The 24,771-nt window shown below is 60.0% G+C and carries 22 protein-coding genes; 13 read left to right on the plus strand and 9 right to left on the minus strand.

Annotation, left to right across the window (positions count from 1 at the left end):
• Nucleotides 1-725 precede the first annotated feature (725 nt).
• From CKW29_RS21675 to CKW29_RS21690, 5 genes are all read left to right on the plus strand, one after another.
• Entirely contained in the window at nt 726-1,208 is a 483-nt protein-coding gene (locus CKW29_RS21675; RefSeq protein ID WP_235972406.1) for a toll/interleukin-1 receptor domain-containing protein, read from the plus strand.
• Between the two features lie 62 nt (nt 1,209-1,270).
• Complete coding sequence (locus CKW29_RS26150; protein ID WP_017337405.1) at nt 1,271-1,402, plus strand: hypothetical protein; 132 nt, start codon at nt 1,271-1,273, stop codon at nt 1,400-1,402.
• 468 nt (nt 1,403-1,870) lie between these two features.
• A complete protein-coding gene (locus CKW29_RS21680; RefSeq protein WP_095149093.1) occupies nt 1,871-3,214 on the plus strand; it encodes a CHASE2 domain-containing protein in 1,344 nt (447 codons plus the stop codon).
• Between the two features lie 35 nt (nt 3,215-3,249).
• Nucleotides 3,250-3,618 carry a hypothetical protein gene (locus tag CKW29_RS21685; protein WP_095144550.1) on the plus strand — a complete coding sequence of 123 codons (369 nt, stop codon included), beginning with the start codon at nt 3,250-3,252 and terminating at the stop codon, nt 3,616-3,618.
• Nucleotides 3,619-3,716: 98 nt separating this feature from the next.
• Nucleotides 3,717-5,207, plus strand: coding sequence for a M48 family metallopeptidase (locus tag CKW29_RS21690; RefSeq protein WP_095149121.1), 1,491 nt, complete (start codon nt 3,717-3,719; stop codon nt 5,205-5,207).
• A 117-nt stretch (nt 5,208-5,324) separates the two neighbouring features.
• Here CKW29_RS21690 and CKW29_RS21695 read toward each other — a convergent pair whose 3' ends face one another.
• From CKW29_RS21695 to CKW29_RS21705, 3 genes are all read right to left on the minus strand, one after another.
• Nucleotides 5,325-6,611 carry an OprD family porin gene (locus CKW29_RS21695; RefSeq protein ID WP_095144549.1) on the minus strand — a complete coding sequence of 429 codons (1,287 nt, stop codon included), beginning with the start codon at nt 6,609-6,611 and terminating at the stop codon, nt 5,325-5,327.
• Between the two features lie 237 nt (nt 6,612-6,848).
• Nucleotides 6,849-7,244 (minus strand): nuclear transport factor 2 family protein, encoded by a 396-nt coding sequence (locus tag CKW29_RS21700; protein WP_095144548.1) that lies wholly within the window; start codon nt 7,242-7,244, stop codon nt 6,849-6,851.
• An 18-nt stretch (nt 7,245-7,262) separates the two neighbouring features.
• Complete coding sequence (locus CKW29_RS21705; RefSeq protein ID WP_095144547.1) at nt 7,263-7,934, minus strand: DsbA family protein; 672 nt, start codon at nt 7,932-7,934, stop codon at nt 7,263-7,265.
• A gap of 257 nt (nt 7,935-8,191) precedes the next feature.
• On the opposite strand from CKW29_RS21705, the gene CKW29_RS21710 reads away from it, so the two are divergent.
• Nucleotides 8,192-10,285 carry a TonB-dependent siderophore receptor gene (locus tag CKW29_RS21710; protein ID WP_095144546.1) on the plus strand — a complete coding sequence of 698 codons (2,094 nt, stop codon included), beginning with the start codon at nt 8,192-8,194 and terminating at the stop codon, nt 10,283-10,285.
• A 92-nt stretch (nt 10,286-10,377) separates the two neighbouring features.
• Here CKW29_RS21710 and CKW29_RS21715 read toward each other — a convergent pair whose 3' ends face one another.
• From CKW29_RS21715 to CKW29_RS21730, 4 genes are all read right to left on the minus strand, one after another.
• Nucleotides 10,378-10,578 (minus strand): hypothetical protein, encoded by a 201-nt coding sequence (locus tag CKW29_RS21715; RefSeq protein WP_095144545.1) that lies wholly within the window; start codon nt 10,576-10,578, stop codon nt 10,378-10,380.
• Between the two features lie 246 nt (nt 10,579-10,824).
• Entirely contained in the window at nt 10,825-11,931 is a 1,107-nt protein-coding gene (gene aguA, locus CKW29_RS21720) for an agmatine deiminase (protein ID WP_095149094.1), read from the minus strand.
• Nucleotides 11,932-11,936: 5 nt separating this feature from the next.
• On the minus strand, nt 11,937-12,815 hold the full coding sequence (gene aguB, locus CKW29_RS21725) for an N-carbamoylputrescine amidase (protein ID WP_095144543.1): 879 nt from the start codon (nt 12,813-12,815) through the stop codon (nt 11,937-11,939).
• A gap of 242 nt (nt 12,816-13,057) precedes the next feature.
• A complete protein-coding gene (locus CKW29_RS21730) occupies nt 13,058-15,970 on the minus strand; it encodes an aminotransferase (protein WP_095149095.1) in 2,913 nt (970 codons plus the stop codon).
• 181 nt (nt 15,971-16,151) lie between these two features.
• On the opposite strand from CKW29_RS21730, the gene rfbB reads away from it, so the two are divergent.
• Genes rfbB through CKW29_RS21765 form a run of 7 tightly spaced genes read left to right on the plus strand, consistent with a single transcriptional unit; the run spans nt 16,152 to nt 23,272 of the window.
• Nucleotides 16,152-17,234 (plus strand): dTDP-glucose 4,6-dehydratase, encoded by a 1,083-nt coding sequence (rfbB, locus tag CKW29_RS21735; RefSeq protein WP_095144541.1) that lies wholly within the window; start codon nt 16,152-16,154, stop codon nt 17,232-17,234.
• Nucleotides 17,231-18,103, plus strand: a complete 873-nt coding sequence (gene rfbA / locus CKW29_RS21740; protein WP_095144540.1) for a glucose-1-phosphate thymidylyltransferase RfbA — start codon at nt 17,231-17,233, stop codon at nt 18,101-18,103. Before rfbB ends, rfbA begins: the two co-directional genes overlap by 4 nt.
• Nucleotides 18,100-18,645: a dTDP-4-dehydrorhamnose 3,5-epimerase gene (gene rfbC, locus CKW29_RS21745; protein ID WP_095144539.1), complete on the plus strand. Its 546-nt coding sequence runs from the start codon at nt 18,100-18,102 to the stop codon at nt 18,643-18,645. The genes rfbA and rfbC overlap by 4 nt, the downstream gene beginning before the upstream one ends.
• The gene (gene rfbD, locus CKW29_RS21750; RefSeq protein WP_095144538.1) at nt 18,642-19,523 is read left to right on the plus strand and encodes a dTDP-4-dehydrorhamnose reductase; all 882 of its coding nucleotides are present in this window, start codon (nt 18,642-18,644) and stop codon (nt 19,521-19,523) included. Before rfbC ends, rfbD begins: the two co-directional genes overlap by 4 nt.
• 36 nt (nt 19,524-19,559) lie before the next feature.
• Nucleotides 19,560-21,368 (plus strand): ATP-binding protein, encoded by a 1,809-nt coding sequence (locus CKW29_RS21755; RefSeq protein ID WP_095144860.1) that lies wholly within the window; start codon nt 19,560-19,562, stop codon nt 21,366-21,368.
• The gene (locus tag CKW29_RS21760; protein ID WP_095144537.1) at nt 21,365-22,768 is read left to right on the plus strand and encodes a sigma-54 dependent transcriptional regulator; all 1,404 of its coding nucleotides are present in this window, start codon (nt 21,365-21,367) and stop codon (nt 22,766-22,768) included. Before CKW29_RS21755 ends, CKW29_RS21760 begins: the two co-directional genes overlap by 4 nt.
• 48 nt (nt 22,769-22,816) lie before the next feature.
• On the plus strand, nt 22,817-23,272 hold the full coding sequence (locus tag CKW29_RS21765; protein WP_095149096.1) for a thioesterase domain-containing protein: 456 nt from the start codon (nt 22,817-22,819) through the stop codon (nt 23,270-23,272).
• An 81-nt stretch (nt 23,273-23,353) separates the two neighbouring features.
• Here CKW29_RS21765 and cysQ read toward each other — a convergent pair whose 3' ends face one another.
• On the minus strand, nt 23,354-24,181 hold the full coding sequence (gene cysQ, locus CKW29_RS21770; protein WP_095149097.1) for a 3'(2'),5'-bisphosphate nucleotidase CysQ: 828 nt from the start codon (nt 24,179-24,181) through the stop codon (nt 23,354-23,356).
• A complete protein-coding gene (gene nudE / locus CKW29_RS21775) occupies nt 24,178-24,744 on the minus strand; it encodes an ADP compounds hydrolase NudE (RefSeq protein ID WP_095082169.1) in 567 nt (188 codons plus the stop codon). Before nudE ends, cysQ begins: the two co-directional genes overlap by 4 nt.
• Nucleotides 24,745-24,771: the final 27 nt, after the last annotated feature.

Here is a 24,771-nt window from a genome sequence, read left to right on the forward strand (position 1 = left end):
TCTTGGCCAGGTCGACCCCAATTCGCATAAGCTTCATGTGTGGACTCCTTCTCACCGTTGACTGTGGTTCGCACTTTCAGTCTGGCACTCAAGATGCCGAAGTGAGGAGGAGTCCATCCCATTGCTTATGGCTGATTGCTGCCTGTCGCAGAAAGGCAGTGTCCGCCCCATAGGCGACGTTCGTCGATTGAACAACGGCATCGATGGCTGGGCCGTTGAACGTCAGGGACCTGAATCCTGGGTCGAGAGCTAACCGTTATGATAGATAGCTCTAGACCATGGCGGCATTTGTAACGGAAACCGCTAGCAAACATTCACGCTACGCCTGCTAGCGGAATTCGCGCTATGGGCTATCGTTTGTGCCAGCATATTGGAATCACGATCTGAAGCGCAGGTGATTTCGAACCAATAAGGATGGGCTACGGTGTTTTCAAAAGCTGATGGCTCGGTACAGCCGCTGCTTAATCATCTCTTGGGCGAGCAGCTACAAACGGAAGGTTTACGACATGTCTAGATGTACAGCACCGGTACATGGTCATCGTTCGGCAAGCGCAAGAGCAGCGTGTCCCGCATGTGGCAGCGGATATAGCGGGTACGGATCGCGATCGTATTCATCCTCGTCCTACGCACCATCCTATTCGTCCCCGTCTCATGGCGGGGGTGGTCGCAGTAGCGGCGGTTCATCCAGCAGCGCAAAGCCGCGCTGGTCGAAACCCGGATCCTCTGTGGCCTACACCTCCGCCGAGGTACGAACGCTCACACCGGTACGCGAAAATGTCGAGAGGCGTGCGACAGTACCTGATCTACGTGACGTATTTCTTTGTCACGCCTGGGACGACCGGAAAGGATCCGCGAAGGAGCTGCATGATGTACTCGAATCGCTCGGTGTTTCCGTTTGGTTCAGCGAGAAAGATGTCCTTCTAGGCTCTTCGTTACTGCGTGAAATTGATAAGGGATTGGCAAAGTCTCGAGTAGGAATTGTGCTGGTCACCCCTGCTTTGCTGCGCCGCCTAGCAGCCGAAGGCATCGCCGACAAAGAGCTTTCCGCGCTCCTCGCAAGGGATCTGCTGGTTCCCATCATTCACGACACAACATACGAATCACTGCGCGAAGTCAGTCCTCTACTCGGTTCGAGAAGCGGCCTAAGCACTGCTGAAGATACGTTTGCAGATATCGCGGCCAAGCTTTCCGAGTTGGTCGCCCCGTAGCTTCACTGTCCATGCGTACGGCTTTACTTACAGACCCGTTATCAATCGAAGGAGGTGAACACATGAGTATTAAACCCGGCCCCAAACCGATCGCTGAATCCACCGGCAAAAAGGACCAGCGCCGTCGTGTTACTGAAGAAAACAAACCCAAACATCCTGATCTGGAAGTACATAAACACAAAAAAGGTGACTGACTTTAAAAGCAGTGAGAGGGGGGCGAGTCACGTAGGTTAGGCCACTTCTGGCCGATAGCTACCTTTTAGCAACCACAGCTTTGAGCCGTTTGCTGTCGCTTAGCAAAGCTGGGGAGCAGTGTCCCCCTTGTCAGCATGACAGGCTGCCATGCCTCGAGGGCAATCGGTCGTAGTTTGGCTTTGCTTGCCTCTATGAAAGATCGAGCGAATCCCAAAGGATAGTTTTAGAGATAGAGAGCCGTACGCAAAAAAATAAAAACATTACAAATCATATAGTTATTAATATTTTCGACTCCTGGTGCCGAAACAACAAAGCCCTCGCAGAAATACGAGGGCTTCGTTGTTTCTGGGGTTTGAACATCCCCATCCTCCTGCCCTACCCAAATGATGGCTCACGGCCATCATTTTTCTTGACACCCCCTCGCATCTCCCTTAAAAAGCCGGCATATCGCCACTATCGAGCCAAGGATGTCGGCTAAATTCCCTCTGTTCAGCCTCAAGCAGTACGCGCTTGGGTTGGTAGTCCTGCTGATCGCATTGCTCGACCCTTTTGGTCTGTCGAGTTCGAGCGACAATGCTTCTGCCCAATGGCTGAACCGCATGTTCGCCAGCCTTTACGACAGCAAGGGCCAACAGCAGATCGCGGTCGTGGTGATCGACGATGCCTATCTGCTGCGCAACAACACTTTCTGGCCAATGCCTTATGGCGAGCAGAGCAAGCTGTTCAAGCGCTTGCTGGCTTACAAACCCAAGGCCGTGTTTGTCGATCTCCTGTATAGCCACGACCACTCGCCGGGCGACCCTGCGCAAGGCAGTCAATTACTGGCGAATGTGTTCGACCGCTACCGGCATCAGGGCATTCCCTTGCTGCTGGCCAACACGGGGCGACCGCGCGGGGAAGAGGGGCAAGCCAATACGCTCGAGCACCTGGCCCAGGTCACGACCCCGGTGCTGGTGGTATGGAGCGGGGTCGGCGACAAGTACCCGCTGGCCTTTGACACATCGCTGGGCTTGATGGAGACGCCTGCACTCGCGTTGTATCGCCAGTACTGTCAGGCCCATCAATGCCCGGATCTGCCAGGCGATGCGCAAGCGGCTGCGCAGGCGCCGCCAATCGCCATCCAGTGGGGGCTTGAGCTCGCCCCCGAGCAGGCGCGGATTGCCAACACTGCGGACTGTTCAACCGTTGATGGCTTCTTCTCGCAAACGCTCAAGCAGCTGGCCGAGGCGATTTTCTGGAAACTGGGCAAGTCCGCCCAGGCCAGTTGCCCCTACAGCCTGACCCTCACGGCCAGCGACCTGGAAGTCAGCGAGCCACAGGACCGTGCATTGATCGCCGAACTGCTGCGCGATCGACTGGTACTGGTCGGTGCACACATCACCTCCACCGGCGACCTGGTGCAGTCGCCCGTGCACGGCAAGCTTCCCGGGATCTATCTGCACGCCATGGCTCTGGATAACTTGCTCTCCGAGGGCATGTCTTACAAGCACGAGCCAGACAGCCTGCCACGCGTGGATATCAATTGGCTGGATCTGGTTGAAATCGCGCTGTTGGTGTTGATTGTCGTGCTCAAGGCCCTGCACGAGCACCGAGCGGCCAAGCATCGAACGCTAACGCCATGGCGGCGATGGGAGATCCGATTTTTCCACTCTCCTTGCCCTTCCTGGCTACTGGTCATGACGGTACTGACCGTCGCCAGCATCGCGCTGTATTTCGCCAACATCACCCCGGTCAACGTGCTGGGTATCGCCGTGCTTTCTCTGGTGCTGTTCAGCGAAAAAATCGAGGCGCTGCTCGGCTCCAAAAGCTGACGCTCCAGTGTTCGTCTAATTCAAGGAAACCAAGAATGACCAGAACAGCCGTTTTCCTCCTCAGCGTCGTGTTCAGCCAGGCGGCGTTTGCAGCGGCCTCTATTGTGAGCCCTCTCACCAATGACCCGGTGGAAGTACTCGATGAGCAGGGCAAAATGGTGCAAGAACTGCCACTCAAGGATGTGCCGAAAAATCCGCTGCCGGTGTTGCAGTACAACGAAGCTCTGGATCTGGTTCAGGTTGAGATGCTGGGTAAGCGGATCTGGCTGGACACCGTGACCCTGGACATCGATCCCCCCTTGAGCAAGGTGGTCAACCTGCCTTGTCAGAAAATGACTAAAAGCCAGGCCAAGGACAGCGAGAACAACTCGACCATCGGCTTTGGCCCAGGTTGCAACAAGTGAGCGGGCTACGGGCAAAGGGATCGCTGCTGGGGCTCAGCTTCGTCGCCGGGTCGCTACTGAGCGGTTGCAACACCATCAAAGGTGCCGACGATGCCTTTATGAATCTGGTTGGCCCTTCGACTCAGTCGCGGGTGACTGGACGTTATGTCGAGCACACCGAAGTGCGTCAGTACTACGTGCTGGATGTGCAGCAGCAAAGCAAGCAACGCTTGAGTTACGACGGCCATGCCATCCCTGCCGCACAGACACGCCAGCAAAACCTGGTGGATATCCCGATGCTGCAGAGCTACTTGCAGGGCATCGTCACGCGCCTGTCCAAAGGCTGGCCGGGCGAACTGCCGAAGTTGCAAGTGCGGATCACCGACAGCTATAGCTTCGGTCCGTCCACCGATCCGTTCGGCAACCTGTTCGTTCCGCTGGGCATGCTCGATAACGTCCAGAGTGAAGACGAAATCGCCGCGATGCTGGGCCACGAAATGAGTCACGTACTGTTGCGCCATCACGATCGCTTGGCAGCCTTCGAGCAGCAGAAAGAACTGATGTCCACCGTCGCAACCACCGTGGTGTTTGCTGCCATGGCCAGCAACACAGGTGTGGACAGAAGCTCCGGCCAGATGAAACTGGTCAGCAAAGACCCCCTCGGCACCCAGAAGACCATTGGCAACACCGTGCTCTATACCGCACTGGCCAACAGTTTTTCGGACAACATCTGGAGCACCGCCTGGGGTCGTAGCCAGGAAGACCAGGCCGATCTGCTGGGCACCGACCTGATGGTCCGCGCAGGCTACGCCCCCCGCGCCGCGACCTACAGCCTGCAACGGCTGAACGACTTCCAGGGCAAGCAGAAACCATTGCTCGGTAGCTTTCTCAGCGCTCGCACCACTGCGATGCAAGCGTCGCTGGAGCAGTTCAACCTCAACCGCTTCACTCAAGAGCTGAACGTGTTTCTCGACCAGGGACTGAGCACCAGCATCAACGCGGCGGGCCAGTACTTCAACCGCTCGCACATGTCGCCCATGGACCGCGAAGCCGACCTGAAACAGTACCTGCAACGCGAGTACCGTCAGGAGCGCCGCGCCCGGGTCGACCCGCACAGTTGGCCGAAAGTGCGCGATGCCGCGCCCGTCGCCACGGCCCTGCAAGGCTACAAGGACGCCTACACCGCTACCGCGGCCCTGGAACAAGGCAAGGTGCGCGAAGCTGATACCTTCAATCAACGCGCACTGGCGTCCCCGGTGAAGGACCAACCCGGTATCCGTCGCACCGCCTTCAGCGTGCACCTCGCCCAGGGCAAGAGCCAGGAAGCATTGAAGGATCTGGAGTCGATCAAGGACTGGTCCCTGGCCGGACCGTCCATCTACGACCTGATGATCTCGTACCACCTCAAGCGAGGCGATCCGCAATCGGCCTTGACCATGATCGACAAGGCCGAACGCAACCTGGGGTCACAAGAGCTGTTCATCACCGAGAAGCTACTGGCCAACCAGCAGTTGAAGAACGAATCGCAAGTGAAGAACGTTTTGCGCCAATGCGAGCAGTACCCGTCCCGCAAGGAGAGCTGCAAAAAACTGGCGCCGGTCAAAGCATGAGAAACGAGCATTCACAACGCTCTGTTGGCGTGAACGCGGTGTAGCCGATAAACGAAAAAGCCCCGAATCAGTCGGGGCTTTCTCATTTCAACCTTGTATCAGGCCGCACTCACAGCATCAGAAAACGTTGATCGGGTAATCCACGAACACACGCACTTCGTTGCCGCTGACGTTGTACTCGCTGGACTTCTGCGACACGCGCAGGACCGAGCTGCGCAGTTTCACGCTCAGGTCCTTGGCCGGGCCGCTCTGGACCACGTACTTGAACTGGTTGAAGATCTCGCGCTCGGTGCCACCGGTGCTGGTGGAGGTGGTGATGTTGTCGCCACGCACGTAAGCCACGTTGTAGGTCAGGCCTGGCACGCCGAAAGTGCCGAAGTCGAGGCCGTAGCCCAGCTGCCAGCTGCGTTCGTCTTCAGCGTTGAAGTCGGACCAGTAGGAGTTGGCCAGGTAGATGGTGTTGCCACCGTCACCGACGCGGCCCTGGTCTTTCTGGTAGCCGCCGTAGGCATAGCCCAGGTTGCTGTCGCCCGTGCTGCGCTGGTGAGCGAGGGTGAACGAGTGCGGGCCGGTGGCGAAGGTCGCTGCCAGGCTCCAGATCTTGTTGTCGTCGCCCGTGGCGCCGCTTTCACGAACGTAGGAATCTTCCAGCTTGGTGCGGTAGCCGTTCAGGTCCAGGGTCAGGGACTGATCGGTGGCCAGCGGGAATACGTAGTTCAGGTTGATGTACTGCTTCTTCAGCACGTCTTCGACGTCGGAAGCGTACAAGCCGCCTTTGAACTGTTCGGTGAACTGGTAGCTACCGCCCAGGACGTTGATCGACTTCAGACCACCGCTGTCATGGCCTTCGGCGCTTTTGCGCGATTCGGCGGTGAAACGACCGGCGTTCAGCTCCAGGCCTTCGATCTCTTTGGAGGTGATCAAGGTACCGGTGTAGCTTTCCGGCAGCAGGCGGGAGTTGTCGTAGTTCAGCACCGGCAGGGCCGGCATCTGGTCACCGTAGGTCAGCACGGTGCTCGACAGGCGGAACTTGACCGCCGCGCCAGCCTTGGCCAGGTCGCTGGCAGCGTTGCCGCTGTCGCCTTGCTTGAAGAAGTCGATGCCACCGGCACCGCTACGGCCCTTGCCACCATCCAGGCGCAACGCGTAGAGACCGAAGGCATCAACACCAACACCGACGGTGCCTTGGGTGAAACCCGAGGAGAAGGTGCCGATGGCAGCCTGGCCCCACTCGGCCTTGTCTTCGTTGCCGTCCTTGTAATCGCGATTCATGTAAGCGTTGCGCAGCAACACTTTCAGGCTGCTGTCTTGCACAAAACCTTTGGACTCGGCTTGGTCATTGGCCATTGCTTGAGTCGCGCTCAACATCCCCAGTGCGATCAGACTAATACGCTTGTTCAACATGTTATTTTCCTTATTACGGGTTGATACGCGCTGTGACCGCTGGCTGAAATGGCTGCTTTTGCGCTCTTTTTTCATCCTTAAACAAAAGGGCCCGCCCACGCAGAAGCGTGGCGGGCCCTTTTATTGTTTTGAGGTCGTGGCTGCAAGCCACAGGCGTTGGGACGGATCCTAGCCGCGCCTATAACAAAGTGTCAATTTCGTGAATCTTCTGTAATAAGGCAAAAAATGTCTAAGAAATCACTTGCCTGCGATCGCCATTTGCACCGTGTGGCTGTCAACGAACTGCTCGAAGTGCGTGACTTTTCCGTTCGCCAGCGTCCACAAATGGGCCACACGAGCGTTCATCGGGCGGCCGGTCGCCTTATAGAGGCCACAGTAGTTCCCGTAGGCAAACACCTTGTCGCCTTGGGCGACATAGCTCTCGACCTTGAACTGAAAACCCTCCCATTCCGTGGCCAGGCGCTGGAAGACGTTCTCCACGATGGCCTCAAAACCAACGTAAGTCCCCGCATACGGGAACCCGGCCGCTTCGGTCCAGCTTGCATCGACGGCCAATGCGGCGGCGGTGTTGCGCGCGTTCTCCTGGGAGTTGGCGCCTTCGTAGGTACTTTTGATCAGGCTCAGGTTATCCATGGGCAGCTCCGGGTGAGTTCAGTGGGCGCAGCCGTCGAGGCCACAGGTTTGCGCGGTCAAAGAGGCTTCAGCGGTGGGCAGTGACTGACTCAACCATTGCGCGAAGGCTTGCGGCTTGCCGAACCAGGGGCCGATGTCGATCAGGGTGAATTGACCGTTGCGCTCCAGGACAAAGGTCGGGAAGCCCTGGCCACCCACCTTGGACAGCAGTGCGCGACTGTCCTTGATGTGGCCTTCGGTGTCGGCCGTCATGCATGCCTGCTGGAACGCTTGGGCATCCAGCCCCATTTGCGCGGCGAACGCCTGCAAAACCGCTTCGTCGGCGATGCGCTGCCCTTCCACGTAGTGAGCGCTCTGCAAACGTCCCAGCAGTTCGAGACCGCGACCCGCGATCTGTTCGGCGGCAAGAACCGCCGCGATCGGTGGCGCGGAATCGAAGACCGCCGTGTGGTCGCGCAACAGGCCCTCGAAGTACGCCTCACCGAACGGCTGGCCGGTGTACTCGGCAATGCGCCGATCATGGGGGATCACGTAGTTGCGCAATTGTGCCGAGACCGTCTGCCGGTTGGCACCGGTCATCATGCCGCCACCGTGGCCGAGCACTGGTAATACCGCCTGGGCGGCTTGCACCAGGGGCTTGGCGCCGTAGCACCATCCGCACAACGGGTCGTAGATGTAGTGAAGGATCATCGGAGGGCTCCGGCAAAAAGGTAGGAAAACGTGATGCCGGCAGACTAACCCTCTGTTGGTTGCTGAAAAACGCCGCAATGGCTACCAGTCTGTTTCAGTAATCGGACGAATCTATTACAGCCATTGTGTCGAGACAGACACAATTCGAAACAAACAAGCAATAAAGCGCATGAATAATTGCTCACGAAAGCAAATAACAAGCATTACCATTCGTACCCTTCTCGCTACACCCTCAACATCTACGGATACGCTTTTTAATGCCTGCCCCATTTCGTCTTACGCCCTTCAGCCTTGGCCTGTCTGCTTTGCTGACTGCCGGTTTTTCCTACGCTGAAACTACAACCTTGCCAGCAACGTCCATCAGTGCCGAAGCAGAGGTCGATGATCCACGGGTCAAGGAAGTCAGCACCGCGACGCGGACCGCAACCCCCGTACGCTACGTCCCGCAGGCCATCGACTCGGTGAAGACCTCGAACGTCTCCGACTATGGCACCAACGATCTGGGCACGGCATTGAGCGGCATCCCCAACGTCAGCAGCGGCGCCGACACCCGCTTCGACAGCTTGCGCATTCGCGGCTTCGACGCCAGCAACGACTTCTACCTCGACGGTATCCGTGACGACAGCCAGTACGTGCGCGACCTGCACAACATCGAGCGCATTGAAGTGCTCAAAGGCCCGGCCGCCGTGCTGTATGGCCGTGGCAGCCAGGGCGGGATCGTCAATCGGGTGAGCAAGTTGCCGGAGTTCGGCCGCCGCTCGACCCTCGAGGCCCAGGGCGGCAGCGAAGATTTGCGCAGCCTGTATGCCGACCTGAGCACCGACCCGACCGAGAACATCAGCCTGCGCCTGAACATGGGCAACATGGACGAAAACAGCTTCCGCGACGGGGTCAGCGGCAGCCGCCAGCTGTTCGCGCCATCGATGAGCTGGCAGTTGACCCCGGATCTGAACTGGCTGGTGCAGTACGAGTACAGCCGTTACAACCGCACCCCCGATCGCGGTATTCCCGGTATTGATGGACGCCCCGCCGATGTGGGCCGCGATACCACCTACGGCACTGACAACGACTTCATCGACGACAAGTCGCAATCCCTGCGCTCGAAACTCAGCTATGAGGTTGCCGACAACTGGCAACTGCGCCACACCCTCGGGGTGTTCAAGCTCAACAGCGATTTCGACAACACCTACGTGACCGGTTACACACCAGCGACCAATAAGGTGGTGCGCCAGCACTGGCAGCAGGACCTGAACACCCGCAACGTGTTCAACAACCTCGAACTCGAGGGCGGCTTCGACACCTTTGGCCTCGAGCACCGCTTGCTCACCGGGCTTGAGTTGGGCAGCCAACGCCGCGACCCGAAGCTGTACAACGCGGCCACCACGCCACCGGGCAACAGCCCCGTGCCGGGGCTGGATCTGTACAACCCCGACCGCAACATCGTCCACACCGGACGCATGCAGGTCTTCAGCGACTCGCACACCGAAGTTGAAAGCCGCGCCATCTACCTCCAGGACCAACTGCGCCTGAACGATCAATGGCAGCTGCTGGCCGGTGTGCGCTACGACACCTTCGAGGTCGACTCGACCAACCAACTCAAGGACATCTCCGAAAACCGTGACAGCCACAGCACCAGCCCACGGCTCGGTGTGGTCTGGACGCCGCTGCAGAACCACTCGTTCTACGCTTCCTGGAGCAAGACCTTCTCGCCGGTCGGTGGCGGTCTGATCGGCATCACGCCAGGGGTGACCACCAACGTCAACGACCTGAGCCCCGAGCTGACCAAACAGAAAGAAATCGGTGTGAAGAGTGACTGGCTCGACGACCGCTTGAGCACCACCCTGGCAATCTACGAGCTCGAGCTCTACAACCGCCGCACCAGTGACCCGAACGATCCCACCATCACCTTGCTCACGGGCGTGCAACGCTCAAGGGGTATCGAGCTGACCGGTGCGGGGAAAATCACCGGCAACTGGTACGTACGCGGCGGTGTAGGTTTCCAGGACGCAACCGTCGAGAAAGACAACAACGGCTTTGAAGGCAAACGCATCAGCAATGTGGCCAAGCGCAACGGTAGCCTGTTCATTACCTGGAAGCCGGAGCTGGGCTGGTATGCCGAGACCGGTCTGACCCTGGTCGGTGACCGCTACGCCGACAACCTCAACACCACCGTGTTGCCGGGTTATGGTCGTTGGGATGCGCTGGCCGGGTTCCGTCAGAAGGACTGGGACTTGCGTGCTGCGGTGAACAACATCAGCGACAAGACGTACTACGAGTCGTCCACCAGCGCCTACCAGATCCAGCCGGGCGCGCCACGCAGCCTGGTCGTCACGGGAACCTACAGTTTCTGACGGTGAGCCCTCAAGGGCCTGATGTTGACCGCCTATCCATGGACAAAAAAAAGCGCTGCCATCCGGGCAGCGCTTTACCAATCCTTTGCTTGCTATCCTTCCATCACATCCCACAACGCTTCAAGTTCTGCCTCGCTGAATAAACCAGCCGGGTATCGCTCGATCATCATCCTGCGCGGGTCAGTTTCCCTGACCTGTCGCGTTCCGTTGGACTTCAACCATTGCGCCAGCACCTGAAGCGATTCGCCATTCATAGCCAAGGGATGCGATGTTCGCTCGCTGACCCTGTTCATCCCAGCGCTCTCTCCTGGTTTGTGAGCGGCTAACTTATCCAAGGTTTATGACAGAACAATGCTGTTCCACATTCCCAAGAATGACTCTCAAACAGATACAAGAGCTATGCCAAAGTGCCAGACTGCCCGGCAGGCGACCATAAAAAAGCCCGCAGACCATAAGGGCTGCGGGCTCTGTCGGCGGGTCAGCGATTGAGGAAGCCAGAGACCTCCTCAATCAGCTGCCAACACTTGTTACAACTTCACTCAACCTTTGTGCGGGGCTGGCTGCTGTTGGGTAAGGCAATGAATATTACCGCCGCCCAGTAACAGTTCACGACCCGGCACCATCACCACTTCATGCTGCGGGAACAGGTTCTGCAGGATTTCCCTGGCCGGCGCGTCCAGCGGATCGTCAAAGCTCGGCGCAATGATGCCACCGTTGACGATCAGGAAGTTCACGTAGGAACCGGCCAGGCGCACCGAAGGATTGCGCTCCTGAGTACCGTCCACCGGGTCGACACCGGCACACTCTTCCTCGGTCGCATACAGGGGGCCGGGTATCGGCATCTTGTGCACGATGAACGGGCGACCCTTGGCGTCGGTGCTGCTTTCCAGCACGTTCATCGCCGCCTGGCAACGCGGGTAGTTGGGGTTTTGTGGGTCATCGGTCCAGGCCAGCAGCACTTCACCCGGTCGCACATAGCAGCAGAAGTTATCCACATGACCATCGGTTTCGTCGTTGTACAAACCGTCCGGCAACCAGATGATTTTATCCACAGCCAAATTGGCACTGAGCACCGCTTCGATTTCGTCACGGCTCATGTGCGCGTTGCGATTGCGGTTGAGCAGGCACTCTTCGGTCGTGATCAGCGTGCCTTCGCCATCGACGTGAATCGAACCGCCTTCGAGCACGAAACCCTCGGTGCGGTAACGCGCACTGCGCTCGATTTCGAGGATCTTGCCGGCCACTTGCGAATCCCGATTCCAGGGCGAGTACAGGCCGCCATCAAAACCACCCCAGGCGTTGAAGTCCCAATCGACGCCACGGACTTCGCCGCTGTTGTCGATGACGAATGTCGGGCCGGTATCACGGACCCAGGCGTCGTCGCTGGACATCTCGACCAGGCGGATATTCGGCACGTCCAGGCGGGCCCGGGCGTTTTCGTACTGGGCGGCCGACACGGCAACGGTCACTGGCTCAAACCGGGCGATGGCCTTGGCCACCGCCACGTGAGCGGCTTGTGCCGGCTTGCCTCCCAGGCGCCAGTTGTCCGGGCGCTCTGGCCAGACCATCCAGGCCTGGGTCTGGGGCGCCCATTCGGCGGGCATGTAAAAGCCGTCGGCGCGAGGTGTGCTGTTCAAAGTGGTCATGGCAATCAGGATTCCAGGGAGCCGTCGAGGGTTTTAAGGGCGCCATACAGGTTCGGGCGGCGGTCACGGAACGAACCCCAGGCGCTGCGGATGTGCTCCAGCTCGTCCAGGTCAAAGCTCTGAACCAGAACGCCTTCTTCGGTTTCGTTGAGTTCCTGAACCTTCTCGCCGAACTGATTGGCGATAAACGACGAGCCGTAGAAGGTGATGTCGTAGCCGTCCTGTTCTTCGTTGCCGATACGATTGCTGGCAATCAGCGGCATCAGGTTGGCGCCGGCATGACCCTGCTGCACGCGCTGCCAATGATCGCGCGAGGAGATGGTTTTGTCATGCGGTTCGCTGCCGATGGCAGTCGGGTAGAACAGGATTTCCGCGCCTTGCAGCGCCATGCTGCGGGCGCATTCCGGGAACCACTGGTCCCAGCAGATGCCCACGCCGATTTTTGCGTAGCGGGTGTTCCAGACTTTGAAGCCGGTATCGCCCGGGTTGAAGTAGTACTTTTCGTGGTAGCCAGGACCATCCGGGATATGGCTTTTACGATAAATCCCGAGGTTGCTGCCATCGGCATCGATGATCGCGATGCTGTTGAAACGGGCACGACCGGCCAGCTCGAAGAAGCTGATCGGCAGGACGACTTGCAGTTCTTTGGCCACCTTCTGGAAATGCTTGATGGCCACGTTGTCTTCAACGGTCGTCGCCAGTTGCAGATAGTCCGGGTTCGGCTTCTGGCAGAAGTACGGGGTCTCGAACAACTCCTGGATCAGGATGATCTGCGCGCCTTTGCCTGCGGCCTCACGGACCAACCTTTCAGCGGTCTCGATGTTGGCTTCAAGGTCCCAGGAACAAGCCATCTGGGTAGCGGCGACAGTAACGATACGGCTCATGAATCATCTCCTGGCGGGGGCAGAACGGTCGAGCATGGCATCGACCGATGACAGAAACGGGAACGGCCGGGCGTGGTGATCCACGCCGAGGTGTCCGGCGACTTTATAACCGATAAAAATCGACTTTAAAAGCCTGTTACGTTCTGTTCGTCGAGAATATTCAATAAATAACCGATAATAATCGAACTAATGGAGGTCCCTGTGGGAGCGAGCCTGCTCGCCCCCGCAGGGAATGTGATGGACTACAGCCCTTCGTCCAGCACCTTCGACAGCATGTCGACAAAGAAGTCGACGCTTTGTCGCGAGGTCACCATCGGCGGTTTGATCTTGAGGATGTTCAGGTAGTCGCCGGTCGGCTGCATGAAGATCCCCAACTCGCGCAGGCGATCGCACAGCAACGTGGTTTCTTCGGTAGCCGGCTCCAGGGTTTCACGGTTGCGGATCAACTCCACCCCCAAATAGAAACCGGAGCCATGCACCGCGCCCACCAGTGGATGACGGTCGATCAAGGCTTCAAGTCGCTCCTTGAAGTAGCCGCCAACGATCTGTGCGTTCTCCCAGAGTTTTTCTTCATTCATCACATCCAGCACCGCCATGCCAATGCGGCAGCTGACCGGACTGCCCCCGGCCGACGAGAAGAAATAACCTTCCGCCTCCAGCGCTTCGGCAATTTCCCGGCGGGTGATCACCGCACCCAATGGCTGGCCGTTGCCCATGCCCTTGGCCATGGTGATGATGTCGGGCACCACGCCCTGTTCTTCAAAGCCCCAGAAAAACTTGCCCATGCGGCCATAACCCACCTGCACCTCATCGGCGATGCACACGCCACCCTGGGCGCGGACCAGGGCATAGACCTGCTTCAGGTAGCCCGGTGGCAGTGAAATCCCGCCGGCGTTGCCATACACCGGCTCACAGATGAAGCCCGCCAGTTGCCGTTTCTGCTCGGCAATTTTCGCCAGATTGTGCTCGACGCTTCGCACGTAATCCGGCGCGCTGTCGAGGCCACGGAACTCACCCCGATAGGTGTTCGGCGCGGTAACCGGGTGTACCCAGTCCGGCCGGCTGTCGAGGGCTTTCGGGTTGTCGGCGATCGAAGTCGAGACCGCGTCGGCGGCCACCGACCAGCCGTGATACGCCTCCAGCACGCTGAGCATGTCGCGACCGCCGCTGTAGGCCCAGGCCAGGCGAATCGCCAGGTCATTGGCCTCGGTACCGCTGTTGACCAGAAACACTCGGTCCATCGAGTCCGGTGCCAGTGCCAGCAAGCGCTCGGAGAACTCGGCGATGGCCGCGTAATGGAAACGCGAGTTGGTGTTGAGCAACGACCACTGGCGGCTGGCCTCGGCCGCCATGCGTGGGTGACCATGGCCGAGCACGGCGACGTTGTTGAGCATGTCCAGGTAAGAACGGCCCTGCATGTCGATCAGGTGATTGCGCCAGCCGCGTTCGATACGCGGCGGGTCGACGTAATAGTGTTTTTGCGAACGGGCGAAGCTGGCATCACGACGTGCCAGCAAGGTGTGCGGGTCGAGCTCGACTGGCGCATCACAGGCCAACCCCAGCAGCGCCGCCGGCGACGGACACAGGGCCTGCCAGGCGCGAGCGCGGGACGGTGTACAGAACAGCGGTGGATTCAGGTCGGCACCACGACTCAGCTGTACCCGCAACGCCCCCTCGACCTCACCCAGCACCTGCCCCTTCAACACCGCTGCACCACTGTGCAGCGAAGGGCTGACACCCCACAGGCACACGCTCAACTGTGGGCTGTCCAGTTGCAAGCGGCCATCGGCCGACAGGTGCACGACACCGGCAAACGGCGCCTCGACCGTAGTACCCCGAGGCACCTGCAAATCAACGTGCAACGGACAGGTGTCCGGCTCGACCGCACTGTCAGGCCGGGTACGGGACAAACGGTATTGCCCGTAACGGCTGGCGGCCAGGCCATGGGCGGCGGCCGCTTCGACCAGCAAGCGCTGATCGATGCCGTCCTGCTCCCAGTTGCCCGCTTCGAAATGCGGGCTCAACACCCCCAGGTCGATCAGTGCGAACTCGCGCCCCACCAGACTCGGCAGCAACGGCGCAAAGCCCTGGCTGGCAATTGCCGGCAACGCTTGGTCGACCGCCACCAGAATGGCCGCCTCCATCAGCTCGGACGGCACCGACGTCGCGACGCGAAAGATTTCCCACTCATGCTCAAGGTTGTCGCGGCTGTACTGATTCTGCGGATCGATGCTGACCTGCTGTTCACCGCTGAGCACCAGCACCGCCGCCCGCGCAACGATCAACGGCCACAATGCCTGCAGCTCTTCGCGCTTGAGTGGGTTGACGTCATGGTAGGCCCGTACCGCCGGCAAGATGACCATCGGATCGCCGTCGGCATGGTGCAACAGCGCCGCACAGGTCACGGACAGGTCAGTAATGCGCCAGGTACGGATCAAGTCGCCAAAATCGATCACGCCCTGCAACTGCCAGTGGCGCTGCTGATCGCGTTTCCAGACCACGTTGTCGTCGGTGATGTCCATGTGGATGGCCTGCACCGGCAACTTCGCCACCAGTGGCTGCAACCGCCGTTCGGCGCGCTGCGCGGCCTCGGCGATCAACCCTCGCTGCCGCTCGTCGGCAATTACCGGCAACAGGTGCTCGATCAGCGCACTGGCGTGCCGGGCATCCCACTGCAAGGTACGCTCAAGGCCCGGATGGTCGAAACCCGCCAGGGCCAGGTCCATTTCGCCGCAGAGCCGACCGAAGCCGGCGACAACGTCATGGCCAAGGTGGTCGAGATGGGTCAGGGATTGACCTTCGATGTAGTCGAGCAGGCGCACGTGCACCGACTGGTCGGCAAACGTCAGGGTCAGCAGGTCTTCGCCAGTTTTCGTCGGGATCACCCGCGGGACATGCAGGCCGGGCCGCGTCCCCAGGTGTTTGAGCGCGGCGTGCTGGGCCTGAAGCTCCAGCGCGGCGTAGTCGCCACGGCAGATCTTGAGGACAAAACGGCCCTGGTCGCTGTCGAGCCGGTAGTTGAGATCCTGCTGGCTGCCCAACGACTGCAGCGTCCCGCTCAGGCCGTAATGCTCGCGCAGCAGTTCCAGCGCTTGCTCTGCGGTAACCTGCGGACTGGCCAGACTGGCGCGGTGAATCAACGTGGCGAGCAACATACAACGACCCCTGATTTTTTTGTAAGGCGTCTATATCGCCACTGCTCAGAGCGATACGCAACCCCCTGTAGCGGTCAGTGATCGGCCAGGACTGAGGCATTGGTGCTCTTGTTGCAGCCCTCGACCCGCCGACACGCTATGATCCATACGCTTAGACGTCATACGGAAAAAGGCCTTCTCCATGCGCATTCTCATCACCGGCGGTGCCGGCTTTATCGGTTCGGCGCTGATTCGCCATCTGATCCGGCACACCGAACATGAAGTGCTCAACCTGGACAAGCTGACCTACGCCGGCAATCTGGAGTCGCTGAGCTGCGTTGCCACCGACACTCGCTATGAGTTCGTGCAAGCCGACATCGGCGATCAGGCCGCCGTCAGCACAGTGCTGGCACGGTTCCAGCCGCACGCGATCATGCACCTGGCTGCCGAATCCCATGTCGATCGCTCCATCGACGGCCCGGCGGACTTTATCCAGACCAATATTGTCGGCACCTACAGCCTGCTTGAGGCCACTCGGGCCTATTGGCATACCCTCGGTGAGCCTGAGAGAAGAGCCTTTCGCTTTCACCATGTCTCCACAGACGAGGTGTATGGCGACCTACAGGGGGGTGACCACTTGTTCAGTGAAACCACACCGTATGCACCCAGTTCACCGTACGCCGCCAGCAAGGCAGCATCAGACCACCTGGTCCGCGCCTGGCAGCGCACCTATGGTTTACCGGTGCTGGTGAGCAATTGCTCAAACAACTACGGACCGTTCCACTTTCCTGAAAAGCTCATTCCGCTGACGATTCTCAACGCGCTCGCCGGGAAGCCACTACCGGTGTACGGCAATGGCCTGCACACTCGCGACTGGCTGTTTGTCGAAGATCATGTAGGCGCGCTACTGGCCATCATGACCCAGGGTACGCCCGGCCAGACGTACAACATCGGTGGCTGCAACGAGCAGAAGAACATTGATGTGGTGCGCAGCATCTGCACGCTGCTGGAAGAGTTGGCCCCGCAAAAACCCGCGGGGGTCGAGCGCTATTTCGACCTGGTCACCTTCGTCGAAGACCGTCCAGGCCATGACCTGCGCTATGCCATTGATGCCGAAAAAATCCAGCGCGAACTGGGATGGCAGCCTCACGAAACCTTCATCAGCGGCCTGCGTAAAACAGTACAGTGGTATATCGATAATCAGGAGTGGTGCCAGCGGGTTCAGGATGGCCGCTATCAGGGACAGCGGCTGGGCTTGACTGACTACAAGGGCTTGATCGCATGAAGGGCATCGTACTGGCAGGCGGTTCAGGTACTCGCCTGCACCCGATCACGCTCGGGGTCTCCAAACAGCTGTTGCCGGTTTACGACAAACCCATGATCTATTACCCGATCTCGGTCCTGATGCTGGCCGGAATCCGGGACATCCTGGTCATTTCCACGCCCCATGATCTGCCGCAATACCGCAACCTGCTGGGCGACGGCAGTCAGTTCGGCGTGCAACTGAGCTATGCCGAGCAGCCGGCACCGGAAGGCCTGGCCCAGGCGTTCCTGATTGGCGAGTCATTCATCGGCGATGATTCGGTGTGCCTGATTCTGGGCGATAACATTTTTCACGGACAGCACTTCACCGAAAAGCTGCAACGAGCCGCCGAAAAAACCAGCGGGGCAACGATTTTCGGTTACTGGGTCAAGGATCCACAACGCTTCGGGGTAATTGATTTCGACGATCAGGGCAACGCGCTGTCGATCGAAGAAAAGCCCCGGCACCCCAAATCCAGTTACGCGGTAACCGGCTTGTACTTCTATGACAATTCAGTGGTCGAGATCGCCAAATCACTCAAGCCTTCAGCCCGGGGCGAACTGGAAATCACCGACATCAACAATGCTTATCTACAGCGAGGAAACCTGCGTGTCGAACGCTTCGGGCGCGGATTCGCCTGGCTTGATACTGGCACCCACGACAGCCTGCTGGAAGCATCGCAGTACGTACAAACCATCGAACATCGCCAGGGACTGAAAATCGCCTGCCTTGAAGAAATTGCCTACAACCTGGGCTGGATCGACCGCGCTCAACTCCTGCAACACGCCCAATACTTTGGCAAGACCGGTTACGGCCAGTACCTGTTCAGCCTGGTCGGTGAAGCACCATGAACGTCATCGCCACCGAACTGCCGGAAGTCCTGATTCTCGAACCGAAGGTCTTTGGAGACGAACGCGGATTTTTCTACGAAAGCTACAACGCCCGGACTTTCCAGCAGGTCACCGGATTGAACCCAACGTTCGTTCAGGACAACCATTCGCGCTCACGCAAGGGCGTGCTACGTGGCCTGCATTACCAACTGGAACATTCCCAGGGGAAACTGACACGCGTGACCATGGGTGAAGTCCTCGACGTTGCCGTGGATATCCGCCGCAGCTCGGCAACCTTTGGCCGTTGGGTGGGTGTACGCTTGTCGGCCGAAAATCACCGTCAACTATGGATCCCGGAAGGGTTCGCCCACGGTTTCGTGGTGCTCAGCGAATACGCCGAACTCCTCTACAAAACCACCGATTACTACACCCCTTCGGCCGAACGCTGCATCCGCTGGGATGATCCTCAATTGGCGATCGACTGGCAGCTTATGCACCCCCCTCAACTGTCCGCCAAGGATCAGGCCGGAAAGCGGCTAAGCGAGGCGGATCTGTTCCCATGAGCACGCCGCTGAAAATTCTGATCAGCGGTCAACATGGCCAAGTGTCGACCGAGTTGCAGAACCACCTCAAAGGACTGGGTCAATTGATTGTGCCGGGGCGCAACGAGTTCGATCTTGCACAACCGCAAATGATTCGTCAGCAAGTGCGCAACCTACGCCCGGACCTGATCATCAATGCCGCCGCGTATACGGCGGTGGATAAGGCCGAACGCGAGCATGCGTCAGCCTTCGCCATCAATGCCACGGCACCGGGAATACTCGCCGAGCAAGCTTTCGAACTTGGCATCCCGCTGATCCACTACTCGACCGACTACGTGTTCGACGGTCGTAAAAGCACCCCCTATACCGAGGCCGACCAGCCCAACCCGCTGAATGTCTACGGTGCCAGCAAACTGGCGGGCGAACAGGCCATCCGCGCGGTCAACGGCGAGCACCTGATCCTGCGCACCAGTTGGGTTTATTCCAGGCACGGGCGCAACTTCCTGTTGACCATGTTGCGACTGCTCCAGGAAAAACCGCACCTGCGCGTCGTCGCCGATCAGATCGGTGCACCGACCTGGGCCGGTACCATCGCGGCCAGCACGCGCGCCCTGATAGAACGCTGGCAAGCGGGGCAACACGGCGCCTGGGGCACCTATCACCTGGCCTGCCAGGGTGAAACCTCATGGTTCGGCTTCGCCCAGGCCATCGCGGAGTCTTTACAGGCGCAGCACCAACCCTGCGCACAACTGCAGGCGATCCCCAGCCGTGATTACCCGACACCCGCCGTTCGGCCGCTGAACTCGCGGCTCGATTGCAGCTTGCTGCAACGACAATGGCAGGTCACTCAACCTGACTGGCGTGATGCGCTCAGCGAGTGCCTTGCGCAACAGGCCTAGGCATAATGCAGCTGTTCCCTCAGGCACCCGATGCTCATGACTCCAGCCCTCCCCCGCAGACCCCGTTGGCGCAGCCTGGCCCTGCTCGCCCTGTGCCTGGCACCTTTGCTGTGGCCACTTGAGCATCTGGCCGAGCGTTATTACCGCAGTGAACTGGCGGGGCAGAATCGTCAGACGCTGGACCTCTACGTCGCCAACCTGCTGGGCACCCTGCACCGCTACGAAGTCTTGCCACAGATCCTCGGCGACCTGCCTGCCCTGCGCGCCGTACTGGGGGCGCCGCAAGACGGTGTCATCCAGGGCAATGCCAACCGTTTCCTGAAAAACATCAGCGCCCAGACCGGCGCCGAAGTCATGTACCTGATGGACACTCGAGGCAACACCCTGGCAGCGTCCAACTGGGACAAACACGACAGCTTTGTCGGCCGAAACTTTGCCTTCCGGCCGTACTTCAGCGAAGCCATGCAAGGCCGCCTCGGGCGTTTTTTCGGCTTGGGCACCACCTCCGGCAAACGCGGCTACTTCTTCGCCGCCGCCGTGCGCAAGGGTGAACAGATCATCGGCGTGCTGGTGATCAAGGTCGACCTGGACCACACCGAAAGCCTGTGGGGTAAAACCCCTGAACAACTGTTGCTGACCGACCATAACGGCGTGGTCATTCTCACCTCGCGAGCCGATTGGCGCTTTCGCGCCACTCGCCCGCTCACTGAACAAGAGCGCCAGGCGATCGCTGCGGTGCAACCCTACCCGACCCGCGATCCCCAGCCGCTGAACCTCAACCCCAACGCCTGGCTGACCCAGACTCAACGGATCGAGGAAACCGGCTGGAGCGTCAGCATTCTTGCGCCCAGAACCCTGATTGATCGCCCGGTGCGCACGGTGGTCGCCATCGGTGGCGCGGCGCTGTTGGTGTTGATGCTGCTGCTGGGGCTGCTGATGCAGCGTCGACGTCACTACCTGCAGCGCATCGACTTCGAAGCCAAGACCCGCCGAGAACTGGAAGCCCGGGTCGCCGAGCGGACCAGCGACCTGGAAGGCCTCAACCGGCGCCTCAAGCAGGAAGTGCTGGAGCGCGAACACGCGCAGCAGGAACTGGTGCGCGCCCAGGATGACCTGGTGCAGGCCGGCAAACTGTCGGCGCTGGGCACCATGTCGGCGAGCATCAGCCACGAACTCAATCAACCGCTGGCCGCGATTCGCAGCTACGCGGAAAACGCCGAGATACTGCTCGACCATGAGCGCACCGAAGACGCCCGCGGCAACCTGAAACTGATCAGCGAGCTGACTGGACGAATGGCCTCGATCATCGCCCATTTGCGCGCCTTTGCCCGTCGCGACCGCCACGCCCCGGAGAGCGTCGCGCTGCAACCGGCGCTGGACGATGCGCTGGCGTTGCTGGCCAAGCGTCGCCGCAGCATGGACGTCGAGCTGATCCGCGACCTGCCGGCGGCCACGCTGTGGGTCGAGGCCGGCGAAACCCGTTTGCGCCAGGTGCTCGGCAATCTGCTGGCCAATGCCCTCGACGCCCTCACCGAAAAAGGCCCGCCGCGCAAACTCTGGCTGAGTGCCGAATCCACTGCCGAGGGCGTCAATCTGTACATTCGCGACAACGGCCCGGGGTTTTGCATGGAAGCCCTGGGACGCGCCAGCGAGCCGTTCTACACCACCAAGACCCGCACTCAGGGGCTTGGCCTGGGACTGGCCATTTGCGAAACCCTGATGCGCGCCTTCGGTGGCGAACTGTCGTTCGCCAACCACAAGGAAGGCGGCGCCCTGATCACCCTGCGGCTGCGCGCTGGCGCACCCGGTGTAAGCCTGCAACCGTCCGAGGACCGCAGTGAATGAGCAACTTCATCGACAACCGCATCCAGGTAGTGCTGATCGACGACGATCCGCACCTGCGCCAGGCCTTGAGCCAGACGCTGGACCTGGCTGGCCTGAAGATCCTGCCCCTGGCCGAAGCCAAGGGCCTGGCCTCGCGTCTTGAGCGCGATTGGCCGGGCGTGGTGGTCAGCGACATCCGCATGCCCGGCATGGACGGTCTCGAACTGCTGAGCGAACTGCACGCCCAAGACCCGGAGTTGCCGGTACTGCTGATCACCGGACACGGCGATGTACCGTTGGCGGTGCAGGCCATGCGTGCCGGTGCTTATGACTTCCTCGAAAAACCCTTTGCCAGCGATGCGTTGCTCGACAGCGTGCGCCGCGCCCTGGCCCTGCGCCAGCTGGTGCTGGAAAACCGCAGCCTGCGGCTGGCCCTGAGTGACCGCAATGAACTGAGTACCCGGCTGATCGGCCACTCGGCGTCGATGCTGCGCCTGCGCGAGCAGATCGCCGCACTGGCGCCGACCAAGGCGGATGTGCTGATCCTCGGTGAAACCGGCGCTGGCAAGGAAGTGGTGGCCCGCGCCCTGCACGACCTGTCGAACCGGCGCAACGGGCCGTTTGTCGCGATCAACGCCGGAGCGCTGGCGGAGTCGGTGGTCGAGAGCGAACTGTTTGGCCACGAGCCCGGCGCCTTCACTGGCGCGCAAAAACGCCGCATCGGCAAATTCGAGTTTGCCAATGGCGGCACGCTGTTCCTCGATGAAATCGAAAGCATGAGCCTGGATGTTCAGGTGAAGCTGCTGCGCTTGCTGCAAGAGCGGGTGGTCGAGCGCCTCGGTGGCAATCAGTTGATCCCGCTGGACATCCGGATCATCGCCGCCACCAAGGAAGACCTGCGCCAGGCCGCCGACCAGGGGCGTTTTCGTGCCGACCTGTACTACCGCCTGAACGTTGCGCCGCTGCGCATTCCACCACTGCGCGAGCGTGGCGAAGATGCGCTGATGATGTTCCAGCACTTTGCCAATGAAGCCAGCGAGCGCCATGGCCTGGCGCCACACGAACTGCAACCGGGCCAGCGCGCCCTGCTGCTGCGCCATACCTGGCCAGGCAACGTGCGCGAACTGCAAAACGCGGCGGAACGCTTCGCCCTCGGGTTGGAGCTGGCGCTGGACATCAATACCCCCGATGGTAGCCCTGCACCCGCCAGCACCCAGTTCGACGGAAACCTGAGCGAGCAAGTGGAAAGTTTCGAAAAGAACCTGATTGCCGCTGAGCTGGCACGCTCTCACAGCTCGCTGCGCAGCGTTGCCGAGGCACTGGGGATTCCACGCAAGACCCTGCATGACAAGCTGCGTAAACACGGGTTGAACTTCGCCGATGCCGCGGGTACCACCACCCACGCCGACGAGATCGATTGAGCCGCGCCGACTAACCTTTACTTAAGCACCAGCACTTTGAGGCCCAGCATGAACCGCGACAGTCGTCACCTGGAATCGATCCTGCACCGCGACATTCCCCTCACGCGGGCCATGGGCTTGAAGGTGCTTGACTGGCAGTCCCATCAACTGCGCCTGCAGCTCCCACTGGAAGCGAACGTCAACCACAAGAGCACCATGTTCGGTGGCAGCCTGTACTGCGGCGCAGTGCTTGTTGGCTGGGGCTGGCTGCATCTGCGCCTGCGTGAAGCCGGCATAGAGAATGGGCACATCGTGATCCAGGAAGGGAAGATCAACTACCCGCTGCCAGTGACCAGCGATGCAACGGCCATTTGCCAAGCGCCGAGTGCAGCGGTTTGGAAAAAATTCGTGACGATGTATGAGCGTTATGGCCGGGCACGGTTAACGCTGCATACGCGGATTGTGAATGTGGGGAGTGATGAAGATGCGGTGACGTTTACCGGGCAATACGTGCTGCACCGCTGAAAAGACCTCGCGGGCAAGCCTTGCTCCAGATGATAGTTCTCACGCTCTGCGTGGGAACGATCAAACAAAGGTGCCGTATGTTCAGGAACGGGCCAGTTCCAGCAGTTTCTCACGCCACGCGGCTTTAGCCGGCAAGGCCAGAAAGAATGAGTTAAGCAACGATTCGCGCGCCGGATAGCTGAACCGTTCGCCGCTCAACTCCAACACTTCACCACCGGCCCCTTCCAACACGCCTTGCGCCGCCGCGGTATCCCATTGCGAAGTCGGTGCCAACCGCGGATAACAATCCGCCGCGCCTTCGGCCAGCAGGCAAAACTTCAGCGAGCTGCCGATATTGGCCAGTTGCAGTTGACCCAGGCTGTCGCTCAACCCGGCCAGCAAACGCTCCTGCTCAGGGCTGGAATGTCGGCGGCTGGCGACCACGGTGAACGCCTCGCCTGCCGGCGGGGTTTCGCGGACCTGGATCGGCAACGGTGCAGCGTCTTTGTCGGCACGCCATGCACCCAGACCGGCACCGCCGAAGTAGCAGCGACCGTTGGTCGGCATCGACACCACGCCAAACACCACCCGGCCCTGTTCAATCAACGCGATGTTGACGGTGAACTCCTCACTCCCGGAAATGAACTCCTTCGTGCCGTCCAGCGGGTCCACCAGCCACCAGCTCTGCCAACCCGCGCGTACGCCTTGAGGGATGTTGGCGTCTTCTTCCGACAACACCGGAATGTTCGGATCAAGGGCTGTCAGCCCCGCCAGAATCACGTGGTGCGCCGCCAGGTCAGCGGCGGTGACCGGCGAATCGTCAGCCTTGGCGGTCACGGCCGTGCCTGTGCGCCAGAACGGCAGGATCGCCTCTCCAGCCTTCAATGCCAGCTCGACGACCGGCGCCATCAACGGATGAGGGAACGTCATGGCTGGAACACTCCACGCTGAGTCAGCAAGTCACGGGCGAGATATAGCGCCGCCAAGGCGCGCCCCTCGGTGAACTGCGGATTCTGCGCCAGCGCCGCCAGCTCACGCAGATTGACCCGATCCAGCCGCATCGGTTCTGGCTCATCACCTTCTAGCCGTTCTTCGTACAGGTCGGTCGCCAGCACCACCTGGATTTTCTGGCTCATGTAACCGGGCGACAGCGACAGCTCGGTCAGGTGCTCCAGTTGCCGCGCGCCATAGCCAGCTTCTTCCTTGAGTTCACGCTCGGCGGCGGCCAGCACGTCTTCGCCGGGTTCGATCAGGCCCTTGGGCAACGACATCTCGTAGGCATCGGTACCACCGCAATACTCTTCGACCAGCACCGCGTGGTCGGCATCGAGCATCGCCACGATCATCACTGCGCCATACCCGGCGCCCTTGCCGACCAATCGCTCATAGGTACGCTCGACGCCATTGGAAAAGCGCAGTTGTACCTCTTCAACGCAGAACAAGCGGCTGGTAGCGACGATCTCGCGGGCTAGGACTTCGGGTTTCTGGCGCATGGCGGCTCCTTGGCGTGAACGGGTTAC

Origin of the sequence: Pseudomonas sp. Irchel s3a18 (assembly GCF_900187535.1) — a bacterium.
Classification (GTDB): Bacteria; Pseudomonadota; Gammaproteobacteria; order Pseudomonadales; family Pseudomonadaceae; genus Aquipseudomonas.

What these genes read in the sequence shown, in the direction of transcription:
- CKW29_RS26150 (WP_017337405.1), top strand. Translation starts at nt 1,271, where the DNA reads ATGAGTATTAAACCCGGCCCCAAACCGATCGCTGAATCCACCGGCAAA.
- CKW29_RS21680 (WP_095149093.1), top strand. Translation starts at nt 1,871, where the DNA reads ATGTCGGCTAAATTCCCTCTGTTCAGCCTCAAGCAGTACGCGCTTGGG.
- CKW29_RS21685 (WP_095144550.1), top strand. Translation starts at nt 3,250, where the DNA reads ATGACCAGAACAGCCGTTTTCCTCCTCAGCGTCGTGTTCAGCCAGGCG.
- CKW29_RS21690 (WP_095149121.1), top strand. Translation starts at nt 3,717, where the DNA reads ATGAATCTGGTTGGCCCTTCGACTCAGTCGCGGGTGACTGGACGTTAT.
- CKW29_RS21695 (WP_095144549.1), bottom strand. Translation starts at nt 6,611, where the DNA reads ATGTTGAACAAGCGTATTAGTCTGATCGCACTGGGGATGTTGAGCGCG.
- CKW29_RS21700 (WP_095144548.1), bottom strand. Translation starts at nt 7,244, where the DNA reads ATGGATAACCTGAGCCTGATCAAAAGTACCTACGAAGGCGCCAACTCC.
- CKW29_RS21705 (WP_095144547.1), bottom strand. Translation starts at nt 7,934, where the DNA reads ATGATCCTTCACTACATCTACGACCCGTTGTGCGGATGGTGCTACGGC.
- CKW29_RS21710 (WP_095144546.1), top strand. Translation starts at nt 8,192, where the DNA reads ATGCCTGCCCCATTTCGTCTTACGCCCTTCAGCCTTGGCCTGTCTGCT.
- CKW29_RS21715 (WP_095144545.1), bottom strand. Translation starts at nt 10,578, where the DNA reads ATGAACAGGGTCAGCGAGCGAACATCGCATCCCTTGGCTATGAATGGC.
- aguA (WP_095149094.1), bottom strand. Translation starts at nt 11,931, where the DNA reads ATGACCACTTTGAACAGCACACCTCGCGCCGACGGCTTTTACATGCCC.
- aguB (WP_095144543.1), bottom strand. Translation starts at nt 12,815, where the DNA reads ATGAGCCGTATCGTTACTGTCGCCGCTACCCAGATGGCTTGTTCCTGG.
- CKW29_RS21730 (WP_095149095.1), bottom strand. Translation starts at nt 15,970, where the DNA reads ATGTTGCTCGCCACGTTGATTCACCGCGCCAGTCTGGCCAGTCCGCAG.
- rfbB (WP_095144541.1), top strand. Translation starts at nt 16,152, where the DNA reads ATGCGCATTCTCATCACCGGCGGTGCCGGCTTTATCGGTTCGGCGCTG.
- rfbA (WP_095144540.1), top strand. Translation starts at nt 17,231, where the DNA reads ATGAAGGGCATCGTACTGGCAGGCGGTTCAGGTACTCGCCTGCACCCG.
- rfbC (WP_095144539.1), top strand. Translation starts at nt 18,100, where the DNA reads ATGAACGTCATCGCCACCGAACTGCCGGAAGTCCTGATTCTCGAACCG.
- rfbD (WP_095144538.1), top strand. Translation starts at nt 18,642, where the DNA reads ATGAGCACGCCGCTGAAAATTCTGATCAGCGGTCAACATGGCCAAGTG.
- CKW29_RS21755 (WP_095144860.1), top strand. Translation starts at nt 19,560, where the DNA reads ATGACTCCAGCCCTCCCCCGCAGACCCCGTTGGCGCAGCCTGGCCCTG.
- CKW29_RS21760 (WP_095144537.1), top strand. Translation starts at nt 21,365, where the DNA reads ATGAGCAACTTCATCGACAACCGCATCCAGGTAGTGCTGATCGACGAC.
- CKW29_RS21765 (WP_095149096.1), top strand. Translation starts at nt 22,817, where the DNA reads ATGAACCGCGACAGTCGTCACCTGGAATCGATCCTGCACCGCGACATT.
- cysQ (WP_095149097.1), bottom strand. Translation starts at nt 24,181, where the DNA reads ATGACGTTCCCTCATCCGTTGATGGCGCCGGTCGTCGAGCTGGCATTG.
- nudE (WP_095082169.1), bottom strand. Translation starts at nt 24,744, where the DNA reads ATGCGCCAGAAACCCGAAGTCCTAGCCCGCGAGATCGTCGCTACCAGC.